Here is a 19,678-nt window from a genome sequence, read left to right on the forward strand (position 1 = left end):
AATCATCAAAGGGAGCCATAGACATGAATGCCACTCTTGAGGATATCAAGGCCGCAGCCGGAAAGACCGACGCGACCGATCTTCGCGCAGCCTTTGCCGCTGATCCTGAACGCTTCAAAAATTTCAGCCTCCGCTTTGAAGACCTGCTGATGGATTTTTCCAAAACAGCCATTAACAGCGAGGTCCTGGCGCTTCTGGTTAAACTGGCCAAGGAAGTCGGTGTTGAAGAAAAACGAGCGGCGATGTTCTCCGGCGAGAAAATCAACATCACCGAAGACCGTGCTGTTCTGCACACGGCGTTGCGCAACCGTGCAAACACACCGGTCATGGTCGACGGCAAGGATGTCATGCCGGACGTCAATGCCGTGCTTGAGGCCATGGGACAGTTTGCCGAGGGCATCCGCTCCGGCGCAACCAAAGGCGCAACAGGCAAGACGTTTACAGATGTTGTCAATATCGGCATTGGTGGCTCGGACCTCGGCCCGGCGATGACGACGCTGGCGCTCGCCCCATTCCACGATGGTCCGAAACTTCATTATGTTTCAAATGTCGATGGCGCGCACATCGCCGACACGATCAAGGACCTTGATCCGGCCACGACACTTTTCATTGTCGCCTCAAAAACCTTCACCACCATCGAAACGATGACCAATGCCAAAACGGCGCGCAAGTTCATCGCCGATGCACTGGGAGAAGAGGCAGTCGGCCATCATTTCTGCGCTGTATCCACTGCGCTCGAAAAAGTCGCCGATTTCGGAATCGAACAAGATCGCGTCTTCGGTTTCTGGGACTGGGTTGGTGGCCGCTACTCGATCTGGTCTGCGATTGGCCTGCCGCTGATGATCGCCATCGGCGCTGAGGATTTCGGCAGGTTTCTGGATGGTGCCCACGCCATTGACAAGCATTTCCAGGATGCCCCGATCACAGAGAACCTGCCCTTCATGTTGGGCCTGATCGGCTACTATCAGCGCGTTGTGCTCGATTATCCCTCTCGTGCGGTCATCCCGTATGATCAGCGCATGTCGCGCTTTGCCGCTTATCTGCAGCAGCTCGATATGGAATCAAACGGCAAATCGGTTACCGTCGGCTCTGAAGATGTTACCACGCCAACCGGACCGATTGTCTGGGGCGAGCCTGGAACGAATGGCCAGCATGCCTTCTTCCAGCTTCTGCATCAGGGTACAAATATCATCCCGATCGAGTTCATGATCGCCGCCAACGGCTTCGAGACGGATCTGCGCCACCAGCATCAGCTTTTGATGGCGAACTGCCTGGCACAATCCGAAGCGCTGATGAAGGGCCGCACGCTGGAGGAAGCCAAGACACAGCTTCTGAACAAGGGGAGCGATGAGGCAACTGCGGACAAAATTGGACCTCACCGGGTCTTCTCCGGCAACCGCCCCTCAATCACCTTCGTTTACGACAGCCTGACACCATACGCGCTTGGCCGGATGATCGCTCTTTATGAGCACCGGGTCTTTGTTGAAGGTGCCCTTTTCGGCATCAACTCTTTCGACCAATGGGGTGTTGAGCTTGGTAAGGAGCTGGCAACCGGCCTTCTGCCGGTCGTATCAGGCAAGGAAAGCGCAGACGACCACGATTCATCGACGGCAGGGCTCGTCTCCACCCTGCTTGGGATGGCGAAGTAACCATACACCGACACAAAAAGCCGCGCTTCAACCAAAAGCGCGGCTTTTTTATTCTTTCTCAGTATCTCAGCCATTTTGCTGGTTCGGCAGCTCATACTGATACATCAGTTTCAGTGATTTATCCGGCTGCACTTTAAAGACGTTGCCATAGCGCGTCCCGAATTTACCGGTTGAATCAATTGTAACGGTACTTCCAACCGGTGCCTTGCTGACCATTCCGGTCTGAGGCACGGCACTCGGATCTGGAAGATATGGTTTTGCCATGGCCGGTGCTACGGCGAAGGGCAATAGAACAGCAATTGTAATAGCAAGTTTCTTCATCATGCTTCTCCCGTTTTGATCTATAAAAGGGACTACGCATCTCGCTTGCCGGAAGTTTCAGAAAAACCGTTCCCGGCCCGTTTTGCAGCTTCAACTTATGTTGAACGCGAGGGCAAACCGATCAGTTATCATTGGTATTGATCGGATATTGCGTAATGAATTTCAGCGAACCGTCCGGCTGCACACGAAAAACATTCTGATACTCGCCCCCGAACTTGCCAGTGCCCTGAATGGTGACTGTGCTGCCAACCGGCGCCTTCGAAACCTTCCCGGTTTCAGGGATGGCGGAATAGTCAATCGCATAGGCAGCCGGTGCAAGCAGCAATGCCAGTACACTGAAGATAACCCTTGCTTTCATCCTTGCTCTCCCGTCACCGCCATAGCTGACAACAATAAAGTGGGCGGCCTGCGCCACCCACTTTATTGCCTGTATCTGACCAAATGAAGGCTGATCAGTTCCCGACGCTTTCCTGGAAAACGAAGTTCAGGGAACCGTCTTCGCCAACGCGGTAGTAGTTCATGTGCTTCGTGCCAAACTGGTCGGTCGACTCGATGGTGACCGGAGAACCAGCCGGAGCCTTTGTCAGCGTGCCGGTCTCCGGCAGAGCGTTCGGCTGAACAGCGAAGGCTGCAGGAGCAGCGGCAAGACCGGCGGCTACGGCGGCAATTGCAAAAACATTGTTCATGATAGTCTCCCTGGTACCAGCCATCGACCTTGCTTTACCGGTCAGGCTGGTCGATTCTAATTATTTATCTTTTGCATTCAGCGACTTAATCAGTCACCAATGCCTTCCTGGAAGACGAATTCAAGCGAACCGTCTTCAGCAACGCGGTAGTAGTTCATGTATTTCGTACCAAACTGATCGCGGGCTTCGATGTTGACAGTAGAACCAACAGGAGCCTTGGTCAGCGTGCCGGTCTCCGGCAAAGCGTTCGGCTGAACAGCGAAGGCTGCAGGAGCAGCGGCAAGACCAGCAACAACGGCGGTGATTGCAAAAACGTTTTTCATTGTATTTCTCCCTGCTGCCAGCCACCTCTGCATGAGTATGTGACTGGCTCAGTTTCTTTTTTGTTTTATAATTTCAGTCTGCTGGCGTCAGATCAGTCGCCAATGCCTTCCTGGAAGACAAACTCCAGCGAACCGTCTTCAGCAACGCGGTAGTAGTTCATGTACTTGGTACCGAACTGATCGTTGGAAGCGATTGTTACGGTCGAGCCAGCCGGAGCCTTGGTCAGTGTGCCGGTGTCCGGCAGAGCGTTCGGCTGAACAGCGAAGGCTGCAGGAGCAGCGGCAAGACCAGCAACAACGGCGGTGACTGCAAAAACATTTTTCATGGTATTTCTCCCTAGTACCAGCCTTGTTGAATATGGCTTTTGGCGGCTGGTTCGGTTTGCATATTTTTCTGATTTCGTTTTTTGATCAGCGTCAGCGGCGATCAGTCGCCAATGCCTTCCTGGAAGACGAATTCAAGCGAACCATCTTCATTCACGCTGTAATAGTTCATGTATTTCGTGCCGAACTGGTCTTTGGAAGCGATTGTTACGGTCGAGCCAGCCGGAGCCTTGGTCAGTGTGCCGGTGTCGGGCAGAGCCGTTGGCTGAACAGCGAAAGCTGCAGGAGCGGCTGCGAGGCCAGCAGCAACGGCGCTGATAGCAATAAGGTTTTTCATCATTCTCTCCTTTGAACAGAAGCTTGTCTGTTTGTTCGATGACCGGGAGATATGATTTAATCACTCGATTAACAAGTTGTCGAAATTCGAATTTTGTGTTCGCTTTTCGTTGACGACAAAACCCTTGAATTCTCTCTTAAATCTGTGCAAGCAGGGAAATCATTATTTTTCAAAGACTTTCATAAAACAGACACATTGCAAAAGACTTCCGAGAGACCCTTATTTTCAGGGGATCACGACGTTTTTATCGGAATATTTTTATAACTTCGTATTCTTGAAGCGCACTGCAGGTCAATCAAACGCAACTTTTTATATACATATTCGAAAGTAAGCAGATTAAGGATTGCTGAACACCGCGCAGCTGTGGCCTGCCACGATAGGCCATACAAAAAGCCCGGCGCGAGCGCCGGGCCTTGAAAAGCACAATACGTTCAGACGATGTTGCGCCGGAATCAGGCGTCGAGCTTTTCCGCAACAATGGTGCGCAGCTTGCCAAGGTCCTTGGCAAAGTTCCGAATGCCTTCAGCCAGCTTCTCGGTCGCCATTGCATCTTCGTTCAGCATCCAACGGAAGGTCTGCTCGTCCATCTTGATCTTTTCTTCCGGCTCAAAAGCCTCCGGAGACAGCTTGCGCTCCAGCTTGCCTTCATCATTTGCCAGTTCTTCAAGAAGGTTCGGAGAAATGGTCAGACGGTCGCAACCGGCAAGACCTTCGATTTCACCGATGTTGCGGAAAGATGCGCCCATAACAACGGTTTTGATGTCGTTAGCCTTGTAATAGTTGTAGATCGAGCGAACGGAGACAACGCCCGGATCGGTTTCAGCGGTATATTCCTCGCCAGTGGCGTTCTTGTACCAGTCAAGGATACGACCAACGAACGGCGAAATCAGAAACGCGCCGGCATCGGCACAGGCAATCGCCTGGCATTTGGAAAACAGAAGCGTCAGATTGCAGTCGATGCCTTCTTTCTGAAGCACTTCGCAGGCCCGAATGCCTTCCCACGTAGATGCCAGCTTGATGAGAATGCGCTCACGGCCAATACCGCGATCTTCGTAAGCCTTGATGATTTCGTGCGCCTTGGCAATCGAACCTTCCATGTTGAAGGACAGGTCCGCATCAACCTCTGTGGAGACACGGCCGGGCACGATGTTGACGAGCGCTGCGCCGACGTCAATTGCCAGACGGCTTGCTACCGCATCAACGACAGCTTCTTTCGAACCGGTCTGCGCCTTGCCCCATTTGATAGCTTCGTCGATCTGGTCGTCGAACATGTCGGTCGACAGGGCCTTCAGAACGATGGAGGGGTTGGTCGTGCAATCGACTGGTTTGAGTTTCTCAACGGCTTTGATATCGCCTGTATCTGCCACAACCGTGGTCATTTCGCGCAATTGGTCAAGTTTGGAAGCCATGATATTCATCCTTCGTAATCTGGGCCTGTGCTTTCGCCTGCGCACAGAAGAAAGACGGACCACTCTGCTTGAATAACGCCCGGCAGCCTGATCGCTGCCTCCCGCGCATTTGGTATTACCGATATCGCGCCGCGATGATGTTTCAATGACTGTTTGCAAACATCGAAGCGGGAAGCAAGCCCGAAACCGACAACCTCCGTACGTAGTTCCACGTCCGGGCGTTTATTCGGGTAAATGCACCTTATCAATCGATTTAGGTATTGCATTGACGGCGCTCAACCCGAAATTAAAAAATGTGAATGGTTTCGCGCAGGTGTTTTGCAAGGCACTGGCATTTCAGCTCTTGCCGGCCTCCCAGCCAAGCATGGCGCGTTTGCGGGTGAGCCCCCAGTGATAACCGGTCAGGGCACCCGATTTGCCAAGCGCGCGGTGGCAGGGCACGACAAAGGAAACCGGATTGCGCCCAATAGCAGCACCGACCGCGCGTGAGGCTTTCGGCCTGCCAATTTCAGCTGCGATATCAGAATAGGTCCTCGCCTTGTTCATCGGAATTTTCAGAAGGCTTTCCCAGACCTGCACCTGAAAGTCAGTTCCGATCAGCACCACTTTCAAGGGCTGTTCGGCGCTCCACTGTTCCGGGTTGAAAATCCGTGCGGCATAGGGTGCGGTCGCGGCACTGTCCTCGATATAGGATGCTTGCGACCAGCGCGACGCCATATCGTCATACACGGTTCGCTCCTGTCCGGCATCCGCAAAGGCCAGCCCGGCGAGACCGCGGCCGGTGATCATCACCAGCGCTGTCCCGAATGGCGATGGGTGAAAACCATAGCGGATATGAAGCCCGGCACCACTGGCCTTCCATTCGCCCGGCGACATGGCCTCATGGGTCACAAACAAATCATGAAGGCGTCCCGGGCCGGAAAGCCCAAGCTCATATGACGCTTCGAGCAATGGCAGATGTTCCTGGCCCAGAAGTCGCTTGGCATGATCAAGTGTCACTGCCTGCAAAAAGGCTTTTGGCGAAAGCCCGGCCCAGCGCGAGAAAACCTTCTGAAGTGCGGTGGGTGACAGGCCAAGCTGCGCGGCGATTGTTTCAAGCCCCGGCTGGGCACGGTAACCTTCGCTGATCATGGCGATCACGGCTGAGATAATCTCATAATCCGATCCGTGCGGCGTCGCATCAACTGCGTTGGCGGCAATATCATTCAATATAGCGGTCATGGTCGTCATACTCCCTACAGCATCGGCCCGAAAATCGGAATCGATTTTCAGAAAGCACGATGCGTAGATTCAATAGGTTAGAACGTCCTTTGTGCATCCGAATGGATGCGACAGCGCTCTAGTGCAACGAAACAACCATGCCTTCTGCAGCGAAGCCACCCGTTTCCTGCGTCATATCCGCTGTTTCACGCTCGCCAGTGCAGAACGCAGCGCCTTTGCAAAGCTTTCCCGATCCTCCGGGTTCAAAAATGCTCCGATTTCCACGGTCTCGCCCGAGCTTGTAAGCCGCATTCCGGTGATCCCGAACTCGGGATGGTGATCGACAATGAAGCGCGTCCAGAGCGGATTAAAGCCCGCTTCGAAAACGCGGCCCGAGGGCGCATATTTGCAGACCCTGATCTGATGAGGCGACAGCCACACATATTCACGCGTGCGCGCAGAGCGATAAGAAAGCCGGAAAGCACCGTACAGCCCGAGGAATGTGACCGCGCAAAAAACAGCAATCGGCCAGGCACCTTCAGCAAGAAAATAGACAGTATTTGGCAGAAAACCGAGCGCGGCCACGGCGAGCAAAACGCGAAATCCCTTGCGCCCCAGCGAACGATGGGGGAAAAGTTCGGCTGAAAACACCGGCGGTTCGCCGGATGCTGCCTGAACCGGATGTAATGATGCCTGACCGCCAGACATCTTCTCCGGTTGATGATGCAGCGCTTCAATATCGGTCATCGTGCCCATGCCAGAGGTGAAAATAAAATGACAAAAGCCAAGTCATCAGTGAGCACCCAACGGGCCCAAAAGTCAAATTCCGGAGCTGCCCGCAAACGCGCCCTGGCTCGCTCGGCCTATTCTGCAGATGAGATCCGGGAAATTTTCCGCCGTTTTTCCATACAGCGGCCCGAGCCGAAAGGCGAGCTGAACCATACCAATCCGTTTACGCTTCTTGTGGCGGTTGCTCTTTCCGCGCAGGCGACGGATGTCGGCGTCAACAAGGCGACGAAAGACCTTTTTGCCGTTGCTGACACCCCGCAAAAGATGGTCGATCTGGGTGAGGAGCGCCTGATCAGCTACATCCGAACCATCGGCCTTTACCGCAACAAGGCAAAGAACGTCATCGCGCTCAGCAAGCGGCTGATCAGCGACTTCGGCGGTGAAGTACCGAAGACCCGCGATGAACTGGTGACGCTGCCCGGTGTTGGCCGGAAAACCGCCAATGTGGTGATGTCGATGGCTTTCGGCGAAGCAACCATCGCTGTCGATACACATATCTTTCGCATTGCCAATCGCACCGGTCTTGCGCCGGGCAAAACGCCCGACGCGGTGGAGGCAACACTCGAGAAAATCATTCCGGCGGACTATCTGTTTCACGCCCACCACTGGCTGATCCTGCACGGACGTTATTGCTGCAAGGCGCGAAAACCCGACTGTCTGGCCTGTGTGATCGCAGACATCTGCAAGGCCGCGGAGAAAACCAGCGAAATGCCGGCCCCGCTGGTTCCCCTGGCCTGATTGTTCGATCCTCGTATCAGATCGCGTTGGCGCGCCGGTCCTCAATATAGAGGTCACGCAGTTTCAGGCTGAGTGCGCCCGGCTTGCCATCGCCGATCGGATGACCATCAATGGCTGTCACCGGTGTCACGAAATTGCTGGCAGACGTGTAGAACGCCTCTTTGGCAGCTTTTACCTCATCCACCGAAAAAGCGCGCTCTTCGACCTTGATGCCATTCTTTTCGGCAATCACAAGTGCGGACGCGCGGGTAATACCCGGTAGAATTTCATGGCTGAGCGGGCGGGTGATCACCACATCATCTTTTGTGACGATATAAGCGGTTGCGGAAGACTGCTCGGTCACAAGCCCGTCGCGCACCAGCCAGGCATCATCAGCACCCTTTTCATGCGCTTCCATCTTGGCAAGGCTTGGATAAAGCAGCTGTGTGGTCTTGATATCGCACCGGCCCCAGCGCAGATCCTCAACGCTGGCAACGGTAATGCCGTTCTTGCCCGTTTTGGTCTCAATCACATTCTTCTTCTGGGTAAACATGAAGAAGGTCGGTGTCATGTCATCGGTGAACATGAAATCGCGATCGCCGGGGTTCCCACGCGAGACCTGAAGATAGATCAGGCCTTCCGTCATTTCGTTCTTCTCGGCAATCTGGCGATGCAGCGACAGAAGCGTCTCGTCATCGACCGGCATTTTGATGCCGATTGCGCCGGTTGAACGTTTCAGCCGTGCCGAATGCCCGTCATAGTCCAGCAGCTTGCCATCCAGCACGCAGGTCACTTCATAAATCGCGTCGGAAAACAGATAGCCTCTGTCAAACACGGAAACCTTCGCTTCCGCTTCCGGCAACCACTCCCCGTTCAGGTAGACAATACGGCTCATCGGCCTTCACTCCAGTCTCGTCGTTGTTGTTATCACCTCAATATCGGTGATAACCCGATATAGCCTTCGAAACAAGGCGATATTATTCGCCTTTTATTGCGTGTCATGTCATTTTATCCGCATAAACCGCAGATCAGGCAGAGCCAACCGGCAAACGTTTGACGATGTGAATCATGAAGGCGGCAGCGAACAGTGGCGTTGCCAGATTGACGATCGGAATTGCAACAAAACCGGCGATCACAAGACCGGCCAGAAAGACCCGAAATCCGTATTTCTGCCGGAGTGCCCGTGCCTTTTCCGGCGGCATGAAACGCATTGCAGCAAACTCGAAAAACTCACGGCCCAGAAGATAGCCATTCACGATCAGAAACGCGACGAGATTCACACCGGGTATCAGAAGCAGAAAAAGCGCGAAGATATTGCCGACAATGACCACGCCGAGAAACTTCACTGCCAGAACCAGTGACTGTATGACCGGCATGGCTTTGCCAGGCAGGTCATACGGATAATCGTTACGCTCCACATGCTCCGCTGCCTCATCGAGAAATATCCCGGCAACAAAAGCGGAGACCGGTGCCATCAGCAATGCCAGACCAAGCGCCAGACCGACAGCGGCCAGTATCAGCAGCACAAAGGTAATCCAGCCGGTCCATTCCGGCATGGTCGGAAAAAGCTGCGCCAGCCACGGCACGGCCAGCCAGAGAAAAAGCGTCCGAATAGCAACCCAGAGCGCGATCAGGCACAAAAGCGACAGGCCCAGCACCTTCCAGAGAATGCCGCGCATCTTCGGGTCGATCAGATCTTTCAGCGCCTCGCGGGCAGCGGCTATCAGCATAGGGCCTCCGGCTGGTGTCGGCATCGTGCACCATTCGCATTCTCGAAAAGAGATGTAGGCACACTGTCCGGGCCGCGCAAGCAGAGGCCAGCCGCCAAATACAGTTCACCTTCTGGCCAGACGGCAAAAACCCCCCGCCCATAAAGGCGGAGGCCGTAAATCAACGGGCGTATTATCCTGGCCAGGTCAGGCCGCGTCTTTGGCCTTGCGCTCCAGACGGCGCGCATGCAACACAGGCTCGGTATAGCCATTCGGCTGTTCGCGGCCCTTCAGCACAAGATCGAGTGCCGCCTGAAACGCAACAGACTCGTCAAAGTGACCAGCCATGGGACGGTAGGCAGCATCGCCTTCATTCTGACGGTCAACAACTGCAGCCATTTTTTTCATCGTTTCGACAATCTGCTCTTCCGTGACAACGCCATGGTAAAGCCAGTTGGCCATATGCTGCGAAGAGATGCGCAGCGTCGCGCGATCTTCCATCAGGCCGATATCATTGATGTCCGGCACTTTGGAGCAGCCGACACCCTGATCAATCCAGCGCACGACATAACCCAGAATGCCCTGCGCATTGTTGTCCAGCTCGGCCTGAACCTCTTCCTCACTCCAGTTCGGACGAACCGCAACCGGCACAGACAGAATATCGGTCAGGCTGGCCCGCTCGCGGCTCACCAGCTGCTTTTGAACGGCACGCACATCAATCTCGTGGTAATGCGTGGCATGGAGCGTGGCAGCTGTCGGGGACGGCACCCATGCCGTGTTGGCACCGGCCTTCGGGTGACCGATCTTGGCTTCCAGCATTCCGGCCATCAGATCCGGCATGGCCCACATGCCTTTACCAATCTGCGCATGACCGGCCAGACCACATTCAAGGCCGATATCGACATTCCAGCTTTCATAAGCGGAGATCCACGGGGCAGCCTTCATGTCGCCCTTGCGGATCATCGGTCCGGCTTCCATTGAAGTGTGGATTTCGTCACCAGTGCGATCCAGGAAGCCGGTATTGATGAAGACAACCCGTTCTTTCGCAGCGCGAATGCATTCCTTCAGGTTCACCGTGGTGCGGCGTTCCTCATCCATAATGCCCATTTTCATGGTGTTCGGCTTCATACCGGTGATTTTTTCAACGCGGGCAAAAAGCTCGGTGGCAAAGGCCACTTCTTCCGGCCCGTGCATCTTCGGTTTGACGACATACATCGAACCCGCACGCGAATTCATGTGGCGTCCGTTTTCGCCAATATCGTAAAGCGCGATCAGTGCCGTGATGGCTGCATCCATAATGCCTTCCGGCACTTCGCGCCCATCCTTGTCAAGGATCGCCGGATTGGTCATCAGATGACCGACATTGCGCACCAGCATCATAGAACGACCCGGAATGCTGACCGGAGCGCTATCGGGCGAACTGAATGCGATATCGTCATTCAGCTTGCGGGTGAACGTCTTACCGCCCTTGCTGACCTCTTCCGTCAGGTCACCTTTCATCAGGCCCAGCCAGTTGGAATAGGCCAGAACCTTGTCTTCCGCATCAACAGCGGCAACAGAATCTTCACAGTCCATGATCGTGGTAATGGCTGATTCCAGCGCCACATCTGCAATATGTGCAGGATCGTCCTTGCCGATCATGTTGTCCGGGTCGATCGTCACGATGACATGCAGATTATGATTGGTGAAGACGAGCCTGAATGCATCATCGCTCGTGGCGCTGTAGCCGGCATATTGCGACGGATCGGCCAGGCCGGTTTCACCGGCCGGGGTCTTCACCAGCAGCGTTCCGCTTTCATAGCCAAAGCCACGCGCATCGGCCCACGAGCCTGAAGCCAGCGGCATATTCTTATCGAGAAATGCCTTGGCCCAAGCGATAACCTTTTCGCCACGCTTCGGATTGTAGCCCTTGCCTTTCTCCGCGCCATCATCTTCAGAAATCGCATCCGTGCCGTAAAGCGCATCATAAAGCGATCCCCAGCGCGCATTGGCCGCGTTCAGCGCATAGCGGGCATTCATCACCGGAACGACAAGCTGTGGACCGGCAATTGTCGTAATCTCAGGGTCCACATTTTCTGTGGTGACCGAGAAATCTTCGCCTTCAGGCAGGATATATCCGATCTCACGCAGAAAAGCCTCATAGGCCGCCATATCTGACGGAGCGCCATTTTCCCTGTACCAGCGATCGAGCTTTTCCTGCATTGCATCGCGGGTTTTCAGAAGCGCGCGATTGATCGGCGCAAGCTCATGCACAATCTCCGAAAAACCCTTGAACCAGGCGTCGGCAGCAACGCCAGTTCCGGGCAGAACCTTTTCAGTCAGGAAATCATGGAGCGTCTTGTCGAACTGAAGACCATGTTCTTCGATGCGGGCCATTATTGAACGCCTCTTAAAAAGTGATGTTGGTTAACTGCTAATGTAGCGGCAACGGGCTACGGATCAATCAGGAATTAATTTGAAAGATTGTCTCCAAACTGGAAAAAGTGATCTTATGCCAGCTGGAGAACCGATACGCTCAGCGCAACTCGTTTGCTCAGCAGAAACAAGCGCACTTCGACCATCCAGACCGGGTTTGCGGCATACTTTGTCATAAAAGCATGGTTTTATGGGCGTGGCCGGACAAAACTGTCCCATGCAGAGTTTCAGATTAAGAGAGAAACGCAGACGATGAAACCATCAAAGCAGTTCTGGGATAAGATTGCCGATAAATACGCCAGAGACCCTGTTTCTGATCCCGAGATATATCAACGCAAACTCGATATCACCCGCGAATATCTTTCAGTGGATATGCGCGTCTTCGAGTTTGGCTGCGGCACGGGTTCAACCGCGCTTTACCACGCGCCTGCTGTGGCTGAGATCGATGCCGTCGACATTTCAGAAAACATGATCGCCATTGCCCGCCGGAAAGCCGCCGACCAGGCAATAGACAATGTCAATTTCCGCGAAGGTGACGTGGAAACCCTGTCCTCCGGCGCTGAACAGTATGACGTCGTGATGGCGCATTCCATTCTGCACCTGGTCAAAAACCGGAAACACGTCCTCGACACTGTTTATCGCGTGCTGAAACCGGGTGGCGTTTTCATCACTTCAACGGCATGCCTTTCCGATTTCTCATTTTATATCCGCGCGGCCATTCCGGTGATGCAGCTGCTCGGCAAAGCGCCCTATGTCGGCTATTTCACACAAAAACAACTGACCGGGGAACTGGCCGAGACGGGTTTCAGCATTGCCCATCAGTGGTGCCCCGGCAAAAACAAGGCCGCCTTTATTATTGCACGCAAAGACGGCTGAAAGGCCGGAACAGGTTTCCAGACAGAAAAGGCCGGAGACGAGCCCCGGCCTTTGAAAATTCTTGGATGGCAAAAGCGGTTACAGAATGTAGCGCGAAAGATCCGTATCCTGAGCCAGATCGCCGACATGCTGACGAACATATTCGGAATCGATCATGATCGACTGGCTCGACTGATCCGGCGCTGTGAACGAAATCTCGTCCAGCACACGCTCCATCACCGTCTGCAGACGACGCGCACCGATGTTTTCAACCGTTGCATTCAGATGAACGGCCACATCGGCAAGGGCATCAATCGCATCCTCGGTAAATTCAAGCGTCAACTCTTCAGTTTCCATCAGCGCACGATACTGACGGATCAGGCTGGCCTGTGTTTCCGTCAGAATACGGCGGAAGTCTTCCCGCGTCAGCGCCCTGAGTTCAACGCGGATCGGCAGGCGGCCCTGAAGCTCGGGCAAGAGATCAGACGGTTTCGAAACATGAAACGCGCCTGACGCGATGAACAGGATATGGTCGGTCTTGACCGGGCCATATTTTGTGGCCACCGTGGTGCCTTCCACAAGCGGCAGCAGGTCGCGCTGAACACCTTCGCGCGAAACACCAGCGCCCATGCGCCCGTCACCGGCGGCGATCTTGTCGATCTCATCGAGAAAAACGATGCCCTCTTCCTGCACCAGTCGCAAAGCTTCACGCTGGATCACTTCATCATCCAGCAGCTTGTCGGACTCGTCGCGGATCAGATCTTCGTAAGAATTCTTCACCGTGGTGCGAACCTTCTTGGTCTGCTGCCCCATACCTTTGCCGAAAATATCGGAAAGGTTCAGAACACCGACATTGGCGCCCGGCATGCCGGGAATTTCAAAGCCCTGCGAACCTGAACCGGTATCAGCGATCTCGATATCGATTTCCTTGTCGTCCAGTTCACCAGCCCGCAGCTTCTTGCGGAAACTGTCACGCGTGGCCGGCGAAGCGGTTTTGCCAACCAGCGCTTCCAGCACACGCTCTTCCGCATTGGCATGGGCTTTTGCCTGCACTTCCTGACGTTTTTTCTCGCGCACCAGAACGAGGCCGATTTCAACCAGATCGCGGATAATCTGCTCGACATCGCGGCCGACATAGCCGACTTCGGTAAACTTTGTAGCCTCCACCTTCATGAACGGTGCGCCTGCAAGCTTTGCCAGACGACGGGAGATTTCAGTTTTGCCGACGCCGGTCGGGCCGATCATCAGAATATTCTTTGGCATCACCTCATCGCGCAGATCATCAGGCAGCTGCTGACGGCGCCAGCGGTTCCTGAGTGCAATAGCAACGGCGCGCTTGGCATCATGCTGGCCGATAATGTGGCGGTCGAGTTCGGAAACGATCTCGCGCGGGGAAAAATTTGTCATGATTGATTACTCCTGACGGAACCCGGCCTTTTGAAAAGGAAGCGCCGGACCGTTGTTGTCACGCGCCGTTTCAGGCCGCGTCGAGTGTTTCGACAATGATATTGCCGTTGGTATAAACGCAGATTTCCGATGCAATCTTCATTGCACGATGTGCGATCTCATCGGCAGGCTTGTCGCTGTCCATCAACGCCCAGGCTGCCGCATAAGCATAATTGCCGCCTGACCCGATGGCCATCACACCGTTTTCCGGTTCCAGAACATCACCATTACCGGTCACGGCCAGCGTGATATCCTTGTTCGCGACCAGCATCATCGCTTCCAGATTGCGCAGGTACTTGTCCGTCCGCCAGTCTTTGGCGAGTTCGACACAGGCCCGCATCAGCTGGTCGGGGTATTGCTCAAGCTTGCGCTCCAGCCTTTCCAGCAGAGTGAAGGCATCGGCCGTTGCGCCTGCGAAACCGGCAATCACGTTGCCGTTCTTGCCAATGCGTCGCACCTTGCGGGCATTGCCTTTCATAACCGTCTGACCGAGCGACACCTGACCGTCGCCGGCCATAACAACCTTTCCGTCCTTGCGCACGGTGATGATGGTTGTCGCATGCATGGTGCCGAATGGATTGTGTTCGCTCATTTTCAAAACCTCTTTTGCGGTATGCGGTTGACCCGGATACCGATCCGGCATCCTATGTAGGAGCGATTGCCACATTTGCAATCGGGACAGGAATGATCAGCCTGCTTTGCGCTGTTGTGCAAGCAGGATTCCGGCCAGAATCAGCGCCAGCCCGGCATATCTGAGCCAGGAATCACCACCCGCACCCTCTGCCAGATCCATCAGGACACCGGCCACCATCTGACCACCAATGATCAGGACCGCGGTATTGACTGCGCCAATTTTCGGGATCACCCACGATCCGGCGGCAACAAAGATGACACCGACCGGACCGCCGAGATAGGCGTAAACCGGGATATCGGAGAGTGTTTGCGGGATCAGTCCGCCGACGGCCAGCGCGACAATGCACATCGCGATAAAACCGACAAAATGGTTGAAGAAGGACGAAACCATCGGCGACGTCGAAAGGCTTAAGCGCCCGTTCACCTGACGGCTGATGCCGACCAGAACCCCGGCGACGACGGCAAAGGCAATGGCGGCAATCATTGAGACGCTCCCGACAGAATGATCAGAAGACTTCCCATCAGGATCAGCGTAACCGTCAGAAGATCACGCATATCAAGTTTCCGCGCCGGAAGACCGAAGAAACCCCAGTAATCAGCAGCCAGTGAAAACAGCACCTGCCCGCCCAGCCCGAGTGCAATCGTGCCGGAAAGCGCCAGCGGTGAATTGACCGCGAGCGAGGCAAAAACCACAGTTGCAGCGCCGGAAACGCCACCGAGATAGGCCCACCAAGGGATTCCACGCAGGCTGTCTCCGGTTGGCCGGGTGGCAGCCGATCTCCGGAAAAACTGAACCGACAGAATGATGACAGCCGCCAGCGTGCCGATACCATGGGCGGTCCATGACGAATAAAGCGCATTGCCATACTGGGTGACGACACCATTCATATGCGTCATCATCGCCAGCAGGCACCCGGCACCGAAGGCGGCAGCAAAATAGATAAGCGCCGGGCGTGTTGCGGTCGTCTGTTTTTCTTCGGTCATCAGCGGCGTCAACTTTAAGAGCAATCGGAGACCTGCTTTAGCCGAGAAACGCCGGAAGGAAAAGGCAAGGGCGACGAAAGGCGGCACAGCTATAAAGCCGCTTTTCTTTTGCGCTTGTAACGCCCGGCTGTTAAGAAACGAACGAAACAGACATATGAGGAGGCAGAAGGCGAAGATGGTCGCTCAGGAAAACGCCCGCCGCGCGGACATTTCGCGCGAAACCAAGGAAACCTCGATCTCGGTTTCCGTCAATGTGGACGGTACCGGCATCGCCGATATTTCCACCGGGATCGGCTTTTTCGATCATATGCTTGACCAGCTTTCCCGCCATTCACTGATCGATATGACGATCAAGGCAAAGGGCGACCTCCACATCGACGATCACCATACGGTCGAAGATGTGGGCATTGCCATCGGTCTGGCGCTGGCAAAGGCGCTGGGAGATCGGCGTGGCGTAACCCGTTATGCCTCCATTGATCTGGCCATGGACGAAACCATGACCAAGGCGGCGCTTGATCTTTCCGGCCGGCCCTTTCTGGTCTGGAAGGTTGAATTTCCATCGGAGAAAATCGGCACGTTCGACACCGAGCTGGTACGCGAGTTCTTCCATGCGCTTGCACAGAATTCCGGCATCACACTTCATGTGCTGAACCATTATGGCGCCAACAGCCATCATATTTCCGAAACCTGTTTCAAGGCCGTTGCCCGTGCGCTGCGTGCTGCAGCCGAGATCGACGCCAGACAAGAAGGCCGCGTGCCCTCCACCAAGGGCATGCTGGCTTAAGGAACGCCTTTGATGCGAAGCTATCTTGTGCTCAGCCCAGATGAAAACGCCGATCCGGAGAAGCTGCGCTTCATCTGTGATGGTTTTTCGTGGCTGGCGCTGATCTTCGGCCCGTTCTGGCTTCTGGCAAACCGGGTCTGGATGGCCGGACTGCTAACACTTCTGGCATCGGTCATCCTCGCTGTTGCAGGCGGTTTTGAGCACCTCGCCTTTGCAACGGGGGCTGCTTCGCTGGCGCTGAACCTGTTTATTGCGCTGGAAGCGCGTGGCTGGAAGGCGCATGCGATGGAAAAGCGCGGCTGGCAATTGCGCGATGTGATTGTCGCCAGCGGCATTGATGAGGCCGAAGAGCTTTATTTTTCGTCTACTGAAAGAGATACGGGACCTTCATTCACGGTTCCCGGCCTCGCCGAGACCTGACATTCCGGGACATATCTGAATGACTATGAAAGTTGCAATCATCGACTACGGCTCCGGCAATCTGCGCTCGGCCACCAAGGCCTTTGAGCGTGCTGCGCGGGAAAACGCCATCGATGCCGAAATCATTCTGACGGACAATGCCGATATCGTGGCGGGGGCCGACCGCATCGTGCTGCCAGGCGTTGGCGCTTATGCCGATTGCCGGGCCGGACTTGCAGCCGTGGATGGCATGGTCGAAGCGATCCGTCATGTTGCAGAGGAAAAGGCACGGCCATTCCTCGGCATTTGCGTCGGCATGCAGATGATGTCCGAACGCGGACTTGAGAAAACAACCAGCGAAGGCTTTGGCTGGATTGCCGGTGACGTTACCCAGATCACCCCAGCCGATCCGCAACTGAAGATCCCGCAAATCGGCTGGAATACGCTGGAACTGAAAAGCGAGCACCCATTGTTTGACGGCATCAAAACCGGCGCTGACGGTCTGCACGCCTATTTCGTCCACTCCTATCATCTGGCTTCGAGAAAGCCGGAACAGGTGATTGCCACCACTGATTATGGTGGGCCTGTGACCGCCTTCGTCGCCGATGGCAACAAGGCAGGCTCTCAGTTTCACCCGGAAAAAAGCCAGTCTCTCGGCCTGAAACTGATCGCCAACTTTTTGATGTGGACGCCTTAATCGCTAGTTTCCATTCTGCCGTTCCACTCACCGGTCATGCTGGCCTGATGCCCGGATCATGGCGTGAGCCGGGCGGTTACTCAGACAAAACGGAAAAACCATCATGATCCTTTTTCCCGCCATCGACCTGAAAGACGGACAATGTGTGCGCCTGAAGCTGGGCGACATGGAGCAGGCGACAATCTATAACCCCGACCCCGCAGCGCAGGCAAAAGCCTTTGAGGACCAAGGGTTCACGCATCTCCACGTCGTTGACCTGAACGGTGCCTTTGCCGGTGAGAGCGTCAATGGTGAGGCTGTCGATGCCATTTTGAAGGCCACGAAAAACCCGGTGCAGCTGGGCGGCGGTATCCGCTCACTCGAACACATCGAAAACTGGCTCTCCAAAGGCCTGTCCCGCGTCATTCTCGGCACCGTTGCCGTGCGTGACCCGGATCTGGTGAAGGAAGCCTGCAAGGCTTTTCCGGGCAAGATCGCCGTTGGTATCGATGCCCGCGGCGGCAAAGTGGCCGTTGAAGGCTGGGCGGAAGCTTCCGAGCTGGAGGTTATTGAGCTGGCAAAACGCTTTGAAGGTGCAGGTGTGGCCGCGATTATTTACACCGATATCGACCGCGACGGTGTGCTGACCGGCATCAACTGGGACTCAACACTGGAGCTTGCCCGTGCCGTCAGCATCCCGGTGATCGCTTCCGGCGGCCTTGCCTCCATGGATGACATCGCCCGGATGACGGAAGATGATGCGCAGGTGCTGGAAGGCGCAATCTCCGGCCGCGCACTTTATGACGGCCGGATTGACCCGGCTGAGGCAATGGCCCTGCTGAAAGCCCGCGGCCTTTGATGTCAGAGCAGAAGGTAACCCGGCGTCAGCCATGGTTTTCAATCCTGTTTGCGCTGCTTCTCGTTCTGATGGCTTTTCTGCCGATCGTGCTGACCATGCTGGCAGCATTTGTTGCGAGCGTGAATGGTTGCAGACTGGATGAGGCCGGATATTACCCTTGCGTCATTGCCGGTCATGATTTCAGCCACCTGCTCGGCAACCTCGGCATGACCTTCTGGTATGCATTCTTTTCCATGCCCGCTGCTCTGGCGCTTGCCTTTGTCTGGCTGTTGGTCATGGCATTGATACACGGGCTTCGCCGCTATAAGAAAAGCAGGCCTGAGGTCTGACGATACAAGGCAACGGCCAGAAGCTGCCCGGAGAGGATTGAACATGTCACTGAAAGCCCGCGTTATCCCCTGCCTAGACGTAAAAGATGGCCGCGTTGTCAAAGGCGTGAATTTCGTTGACCTGATTGACGCTGGAGATCCGGTGGAGGCTGCAAAAGCCTATGATGCCGCGGGCGCCGATGAGCTTTGCTTTCTCGATATCACCGCCACGTCGGACAATCGCGAAACCATTTATGACGTTATTACCCGCACGGCAGAACATTGCTTCATGCCGTTGACCGTGGGCGGCGGCGTGCGCGAGGTTTCCGATATCCGAAAGCTTCTGCTTTGCGGTGCTGACAAGGTTTCGATTAATTCCGCTGCAGTTAAAAACCCGGATTTTGTGGCGGAAGCCGCCGATAAATTCGGCAATCAGTGCATTGTCGTCGCCATTGACGCCAAGCGACGCGAAACGCCGGGCGATGAAACCGACAGCGCCTGGGAAATCTTCACCCATGGCGGGCGGAAGGCAACCGGAATCGACGCAGTTAAATTCGCCCGAAACGTGGTCGAGCGCGGTGCAGGTGAAATCCTGCTGACTTCGATGGACCGTGACGGCACCAAATCGGGTTTTGATCTGGAACTGACCCGCGCAATCGCCGATGCCGTATCAGTGCCGGTTATAGCCTCCGGAGGTGTCGGCACGCTGGACCATCTGGTGGATGGTATTCGCGAAGGACATGCAACAGCTGTTCTGGCCGCCTCGATCTTCCACTTTGGTACCTATTCCATTGGTGAAGCAAAACAGTATATGGCTGATCACGGTATCGCCATGCGGCTGGACTGAGGAGAAAC

Annotated in this window: 25 protein-coding genes; 9 read left to right on the forward strand and 16 right to left on the reverse strand. The window is 55.1% G+C overall.

Annotated elements, in window-relative coordinates:
* The first annotated feature begins 23 nt into the window (after nucleotides 1-23).
* The gene (gene pgi, locus EDC90_RS01795) at nucleotides 24-1,649 is read left to right on the forward strand and encodes a glucose-6-phosphate isomerase (protein ID WP_132307939.1); all 1,626 of its coding nucleotides are present in this window, start codon (nucleotides 24-26) and stop codon (nucleotides 1,647-1,649) included.
* A 66-nt stretch (nucleotides 1,650-1,715) separates the two neighbouring features.
* Here the strand turns inward: pgi and EDC90_RS01800 are convergent, their stop codons facing one another.
* From EDC90_RS01800 to EDC90_RS01840, 9 genes are all read right to left on the reverse strand, one after another.
* Nucleotides 1,716-1,973: a hypothetical protein gene (locus EDC90_RS01800; RefSeq protein WP_245510892.1), complete on the reverse strand. Its 258-nt coding sequence runs from the start codon at nucleotides 1,971-1,973 to the stop codon at nucleotides 1,716-1,718.
* Between the two features lie 118 nt (nucleotides 1,974-2,091).
* Nucleotides 2,092-2,328: a hypothetical protein gene (locus EDC90_RS01805; protein ID WP_132307943.1), complete on the reverse strand. Its 237-nt coding sequence runs from the start codon at nucleotides 2,326-2,328 to the stop codon at nucleotides 2,092-2,094.
* Nucleotides 2,329-2,422: 94 nt separating this feature from the next.
* A complete protein-coding gene (locus EDC90_RS01810; RefSeq protein ID WP_132307945.1) occupies nucleotides 2,423-2,656 on the reverse strand; it encodes a hypothetical protein in 234 nt (77 codons plus the stop codon).
* 89 nt (nucleotides 2,657-2,745) lie between these two features.
* Nucleotides 2,746-2,979, reverse strand: coding sequence for a hypothetical protein (locus EDC90_RS01815; RefSeq protein WP_132307947.1), 234 nt, complete (start codon nucleotides 2,977-2,979; stop codon nucleotides 2,746-2,748).
* 92 nt (nucleotides 2,980-3,071) lie between these two features.
* Entirely contained in the window at nucleotides 3,072-3,305 is a 234-nt protein-coding gene (locus EDC90_RS01820) for a hypothetical protein (RefSeq protein WP_132307949.1), read from the reverse strand.
* Between the two features lie 101 nt (nucleotides 3,306-3,406).
* Nucleotides 3,407-3,640: a hypothetical protein gene (locus tag EDC90_RS01825; protein WP_132307951.1), complete on the reverse strand. Its 234-nt coding sequence runs from the start codon at nucleotides 3,638-3,640 to the stop codon at nucleotides 3,407-3,409.
* Between the two features lie 452 nt (nucleotides 3,641-4,092).
* Nucleotides 4,093-5,049, reverse strand: coding sequence for a transaldolase (gene tal / locus EDC90_RS01830; protein WP_132307953.1), 957 nt, complete (start codon nucleotides 5,047-5,049; stop codon nucleotides 4,093-4,095).
* Nucleotides 5,050-5,385: 336 nt separating this feature from the next.
* Nucleotides 5,386-6,270, reverse strand: a complete 885-nt coding sequence (locus tag EDC90_RS01835; protein ID WP_132307955.1) for a methylated-DNA--[protein]-cysteine S-methyltransferase — start codon at nucleotides 6,268-6,270, stop codon at nucleotides 5,386-5,388.
* 171 nt (nucleotides 6,271-6,441) lie between these two features.
* Nucleotides 6,442-6,957 carry a DUF2244 domain-containing protein gene (locus tag EDC90_RS01840; RefSeq protein ID WP_132308310.1) on the reverse strand — a complete coding sequence of 172 codons (516 nt, stop codon included), beginning with the start codon at nucleotides 6,955-6,957 and terminating at the stop codon, nucleotides 6,442-6,444.
* Between the two features lie 66 nt (nucleotides 6,958-7,023).
* Here EDC90_RS01840 and nth point away from each other — a divergent pair, with 66 nt between their 5' ends.
* Nucleotides 7,024-7,776: an endonuclease III gene (nth, locus tag EDC90_RS01845; protein WP_132307957.1), complete on the forward strand. Its 753-nt coding sequence runs from the start codon at nucleotides 7,024-7,026 to the stop codon at nucleotides 7,774-7,776.
* Between the two features lie 16 nt (nucleotides 7,777-7,792).
* On the opposite strand, the gene EDC90_RS01850 is transcribed toward nth, so the two are convergent.
* The 3 genes from EDC90_RS01850 to EDC90_RS01860 all read right to left on the reverse strand — a co-directional run bounded on the left by EDC90_RS01850 (nucleotide 7,793) and on the right by EDC90_RS01860 (nucleotide 11,840).
* On the reverse strand, nucleotides 7,793-8,650 hold the full coding sequence (locus EDC90_RS01850) for a D-amino-acid transaminase (RefSeq protein ID WP_132307959.1): 858 nt from the start codon (nucleotides 8,648-8,650) through the stop codon (nucleotides 7,793-7,795).
* Between the two features lie 133 nt (nucleotides 8,651-8,783).
* Nucleotides 8,784-9,485: a sulfate transporter family protein gene (locus EDC90_RS01855; protein ID WP_132307961.1), complete on the reverse strand. Its 702-nt coding sequence runs from the start codon at nucleotides 9,483-9,485 to the stop codon at nucleotides 8,784-8,786.
* Nucleotides 9,486-9,671: 186 nt separating this feature from the next.
* Nucleotides 9,672-11,840 carry a malate synthase G gene (locus tag EDC90_RS01860; RefSeq protein WP_132307963.1) on the reverse strand — a complete coding sequence of 723 codons (2,169 nt, stop codon included), beginning with the start codon at nucleotides 11,838-11,840 and terminating at the stop codon, nucleotides 9,672-9,674.
* Between the two features lie 153 nt (nucleotides 11,841-11,993).
* Between EDC90_RS01860 and EDC90_RS01865 the strand changes: the two genes are divergently transcribed.
* A complete protein-coding gene (locus EDC90_RS01865) occupies nucleotides 11,994-12,755 on the forward strand; it encodes a class I SAM-dependent methyltransferase (RefSeq protein ID WP_281015390.1) in 762 nt (253 codons plus the stop codon).
* Between the two features lie 78 nt (nucleotides 12,756-12,833).
* Here EDC90_RS01865 and hslU read toward each other — a convergent pair whose 3' ends face one another.
* The 4 genes from hslU to EDC90_RS01885 form a co-directional block, all read right to left on the reverse strand.
* Complete coding sequence (hslU, locus tag EDC90_RS01870) at nucleotides 12,834-14,141, reverse strand: ATP-dependent protease ATPase subunit HslU (protein ID WP_132307967.1); 1,308 nt, start codon at nucleotides 14,139-14,141, stop codon at nucleotides 12,834-12,836.
* Between the two features lie 70 nt (nucleotides 14,142-14,211).
* Entirely contained in the window at nucleotides 14,212-14,772 is a 561-nt protein-coding gene (gene hslV, locus EDC90_RS01875) for an ATP-dependent protease subunit HslV (RefSeq protein ID WP_132307969.1), read from the reverse strand.
* 96 nt (nucleotides 14,773-14,868) lie between these two features.
* Entirely contained in the window at nucleotides 14,869-15,297 is a 429-nt protein-coding gene (locus tag EDC90_RS01880) for a DMT family transporter (RefSeq protein WP_132307971.1), read from the reverse strand.
* Nucleotides 15,294-15,797, reverse strand: coding sequence for a DMT family transporter (locus EDC90_RS01885; RefSeq protein WP_132307973.1), 504 nt, complete (start codon nucleotides 15,795-15,797; stop codon nucleotides 15,294-15,296). The genes EDC90_RS01880 and EDC90_RS01885 overlap by 4 nt, the downstream gene beginning before the upstream one ends.
* Nucleotides 15,798-15,972: 175 nt before the next feature.
* On the opposite strand from EDC90_RS01885, the gene hisB reads away from it, so the two are divergent.
* The 6 genes from hisB (at nucleotide 15,973) to hisF (ending at nucleotide 19,670) form a co-directional block, all read left to right on the forward strand.
* The gene (gene hisB, locus EDC90_RS01890; protein WP_132308312.1) at nucleotides 15,973-16,581 is read left to right on the forward strand and encodes an imidazoleglycerol-phosphate dehydratase HisB; all 609 of its coding nucleotides are present in this window, start codon (nucleotides 15,973-15,975) and stop codon (nucleotides 16,579-16,581) included.
* A 12-nt stretch (nucleotides 16,582-16,593) separates the two neighbouring features.
* Nucleotides 16,594-17,001 carry a DUF2628 domain-containing protein gene (locus EDC90_RS01895; RefSeq protein WP_132307975.1) on the forward strand — a complete coding sequence of 136 codons (408 nt, stop codon included), beginning with the start codon at nucleotides 16,594-16,596 and terminating at the stop codon, nucleotides 16,999-17,001.
* A 25-nt stretch (nucleotides 17,002-17,026) separates the two neighbouring features.
* Entirely contained in the window at nucleotides 17,027-17,677 is a 651-nt protein-coding gene (gene hisH / locus EDC90_RS01900) for an imidazole glycerol phosphate synthase subunit HisH (RefSeq protein WP_132308314.1), read from the forward strand.
* A gap of 103 nt (nucleotides 17,678-17,780) precedes the next feature.
* Complete coding sequence (hisA, locus tag EDC90_RS01905) at nucleotides 17,781-18,515, forward strand: 1-(5-phosphoribosyl)-5-[(5-phosphoribosylamino)methylideneamino]imidazole-4-carboxamide isomerase (RefSeq protein WP_132307977.1); 735 nt, start codon at nucleotides 17,781-17,783, stop codon at nucleotides 18,513-18,515.
* Nucleotides 18,515-18,844 (forward strand): hypothetical protein, encoded by a 330-nt coding sequence (locus EDC90_RS01910; RefSeq protein ID WP_132307979.1) that lies wholly within the window; start codon nucleotides 18,515-18,517, stop codon nucleotides 18,842-18,844. The genes hisA and EDC90_RS01910 overlap by 1 nt, the downstream gene beginning before the upstream one ends.
* A gap of 43 nt (nucleotides 18,845-18,887) precedes the next feature.
* On the forward strand, nucleotides 18,888-19,670 hold the full coding sequence (gene hisF / locus EDC90_RS01915; RefSeq protein ID WP_132307981.1) for an imidazole glycerol phosphate synthase subunit HisF: 783 nt from the start codon (nucleotides 18,888-18,890) through the stop codon (nucleotides 19,668-19,670).
* The last annotated feature ends 8 nt before the right edge of the window (nucleotides 19,671-19,678 follow it).

It is taken from the genome of Martelella mediterranea (genome assembly GCF_004342225.1).
GTDB classification, from domain to species: Bacteria; Pseudomonadota; Alphaproteobacteria; order Rhizobiales; family Rhizobiaceae; genus Martelella; species Martelella mediterranea_B.

What these genes read in the sequence shown, in the direction of transcription:
- hisH (WP_132308314.1), top strand. Translation starts at nt 17,027, where the DNA reads ATGAAAGTTGCAATCATCGACTACGGCTCCGGCAATCTGCGCTCGGCC.
- hslU (WP_132307967.1), bottom strand. Translation starts at nt 14,141, where the DNA reads ATGACAAATTTTTCCCCGCGCGAGATCGTTTCCGAACTCGACCGCCAC.
- pgi (WP_132307939.1), top strand. Translation starts at nt 24, where the DNA reads ATGAATGCCACTCTTGAGGATATCAAGGCCGCAGCCGGAAAGACCGAC.
- EDC90_RS01885 (WP_132307973.1), bottom strand. Translation starts at nt 15,797, where the DNA reads ATGACCGAAGAAAAACAGACGACCGCAACACGCCCGGCGCTTATCTAT.
- EDC90_RS01835 (WP_132307955.1), bottom strand. Translation starts at nt 6,270, where the DNA reads ATGACCGCTATATTGAATGATATTGCCGCCAACGCAGTTGATGCGACG.
- EDC90_RS01850 (WP_132307959.1), bottom strand. Translation starts at nt 8,650, where the DNA reads ATGAGCCGTATTGTCTACCTGAACGGGGAGTGGTTGCCGGAAGCGGAA.
- EDC90_RS01800 (WP_245510892.1), bottom strand. Translation starts at nt 1,973, where the DNA reads ATGATGAAGAAACTTGCTATTACAATTGCTGTTCTATTGCCCTTCGCC.
- EDC90_RS01805 (WP_132307943.1), bottom strand. Translation starts at nt 2,328, where the DNA reads ATGAAAGCAAGGGTTATCTTCAGTGTACTGGCATTGCTGCTTGCACCG.
- hslV (WP_132307969.1), bottom strand. Translation starts at nt 14,772, where the DNA reads ATGAGCGAACACAATCCATTCGGCACCATGCATGCGACAACCATCATC.
- hisF (WP_132307981.1), top strand. Translation starts at nt 18,888, where the DNA reads ATGTCACTGAAAGCCCGCGTTATCCCCTGCCTAGACGTAAAAGATGGC.
- EDC90_RS01860 (WP_132307963.1), bottom strand. Translation starts at nt 11,840, where the DNA reads ATGGCCCGCATCGAAGAACATGGTCTTCAGTTCGACAAGACGCTCCAT.
- nth (WP_132307957.1), top strand. Translation starts at nt 7,024, where the DNA reads ATGACAAAAGCCAAGTCATCAGTGAGCACCCAACGGGCCCAAAAGTCA.
- EDC90_RS01820 (WP_132307949.1), bottom strand. Translation starts at nt 3,305, where the DNA reads ATGAAAAATGTTTTTGCAGTCACCGCCGTTGTTGCTGGTCTTGCCGCT.
- EDC90_RS01895 (WP_132307975.1), top strand. Translation starts at nt 16,594, where the DNA reads ATGCGAAGCTATCTTGTGCTCAGCCCAGATGAAAACGCCGATCCGGAG.
- EDC90_RS01825 (WP_132307951.1), bottom strand. Translation starts at nt 3,640, where the DNA reads ATGAAAAACCTTATTGCTATCAGCGCCGTTGCTGCTGGCCTCGCAGCC.
- EDC90_RS01815 (WP_132307947.1), bottom strand. Translation starts at nt 2,979, where the DNA reads ATGAAAAACGTTTTTGCAATCACCGCCGTTGTTGCTGGTCTTGCCGCT.
- EDC90_RS01880 (WP_132307971.1), bottom strand. Translation starts at nt 15,297, where the DNA reads ATGATTGCCGCCATTGCCTTTGCCGTCGTCGCCGGGGTTCTGGTCGGC.
- EDC90_RS01910 (WP_132307979.1), top strand. Translation starts at nt 18,515, where the DNA reads ATGTCAGAGCAGAAGGTAACCCGGCGTCAGCCATGGTTTTCAATCCTG.
- tal (WP_132307953.1), bottom strand. Translation starts at nt 5,049, where the DNA reads ATGGCTTCCAAACTTGACCAATTGCGCGAAATGACCACGGTTGTGGCA.
- hisA (WP_132307977.1), top strand. Translation starts at nt 17,781, where the DNA reads ATGATCCTTTTTCCCGCCATCGACCTGAAAGACGGACAATGTGTGCGC.
- EDC90_RS01840 (WP_132308310.1), bottom strand. Translation starts at nt 6,957, where the DNA reads ATGTCTGGCGGTCAGGCATCATTACATCCGGTTCAGGCAGCATCCGGC.
- EDC90_RS01810 (WP_132307945.1), bottom strand. Translation starts at nt 2,656, where the DNA reads ATGAACAATGTTTTTGCAATTGCCGCCGTAGCCGCCGGTCTTGCCGCT.
- hisB (WP_132308312.1), top strand. Translation starts at nt 15,973, where the DNA reads ATGGTCGCTCAGGAAAACGCCCGCCGCGCGGACATTTCGCGCGAAACC.
- EDC90_RS01855 (WP_132307961.1), bottom strand. Translation starts at nt 9,485, where the DNA reads ATGCTGATAGCCGCTGCCCGCGAGGCGCTGAAAGATCTGATCGACCCG.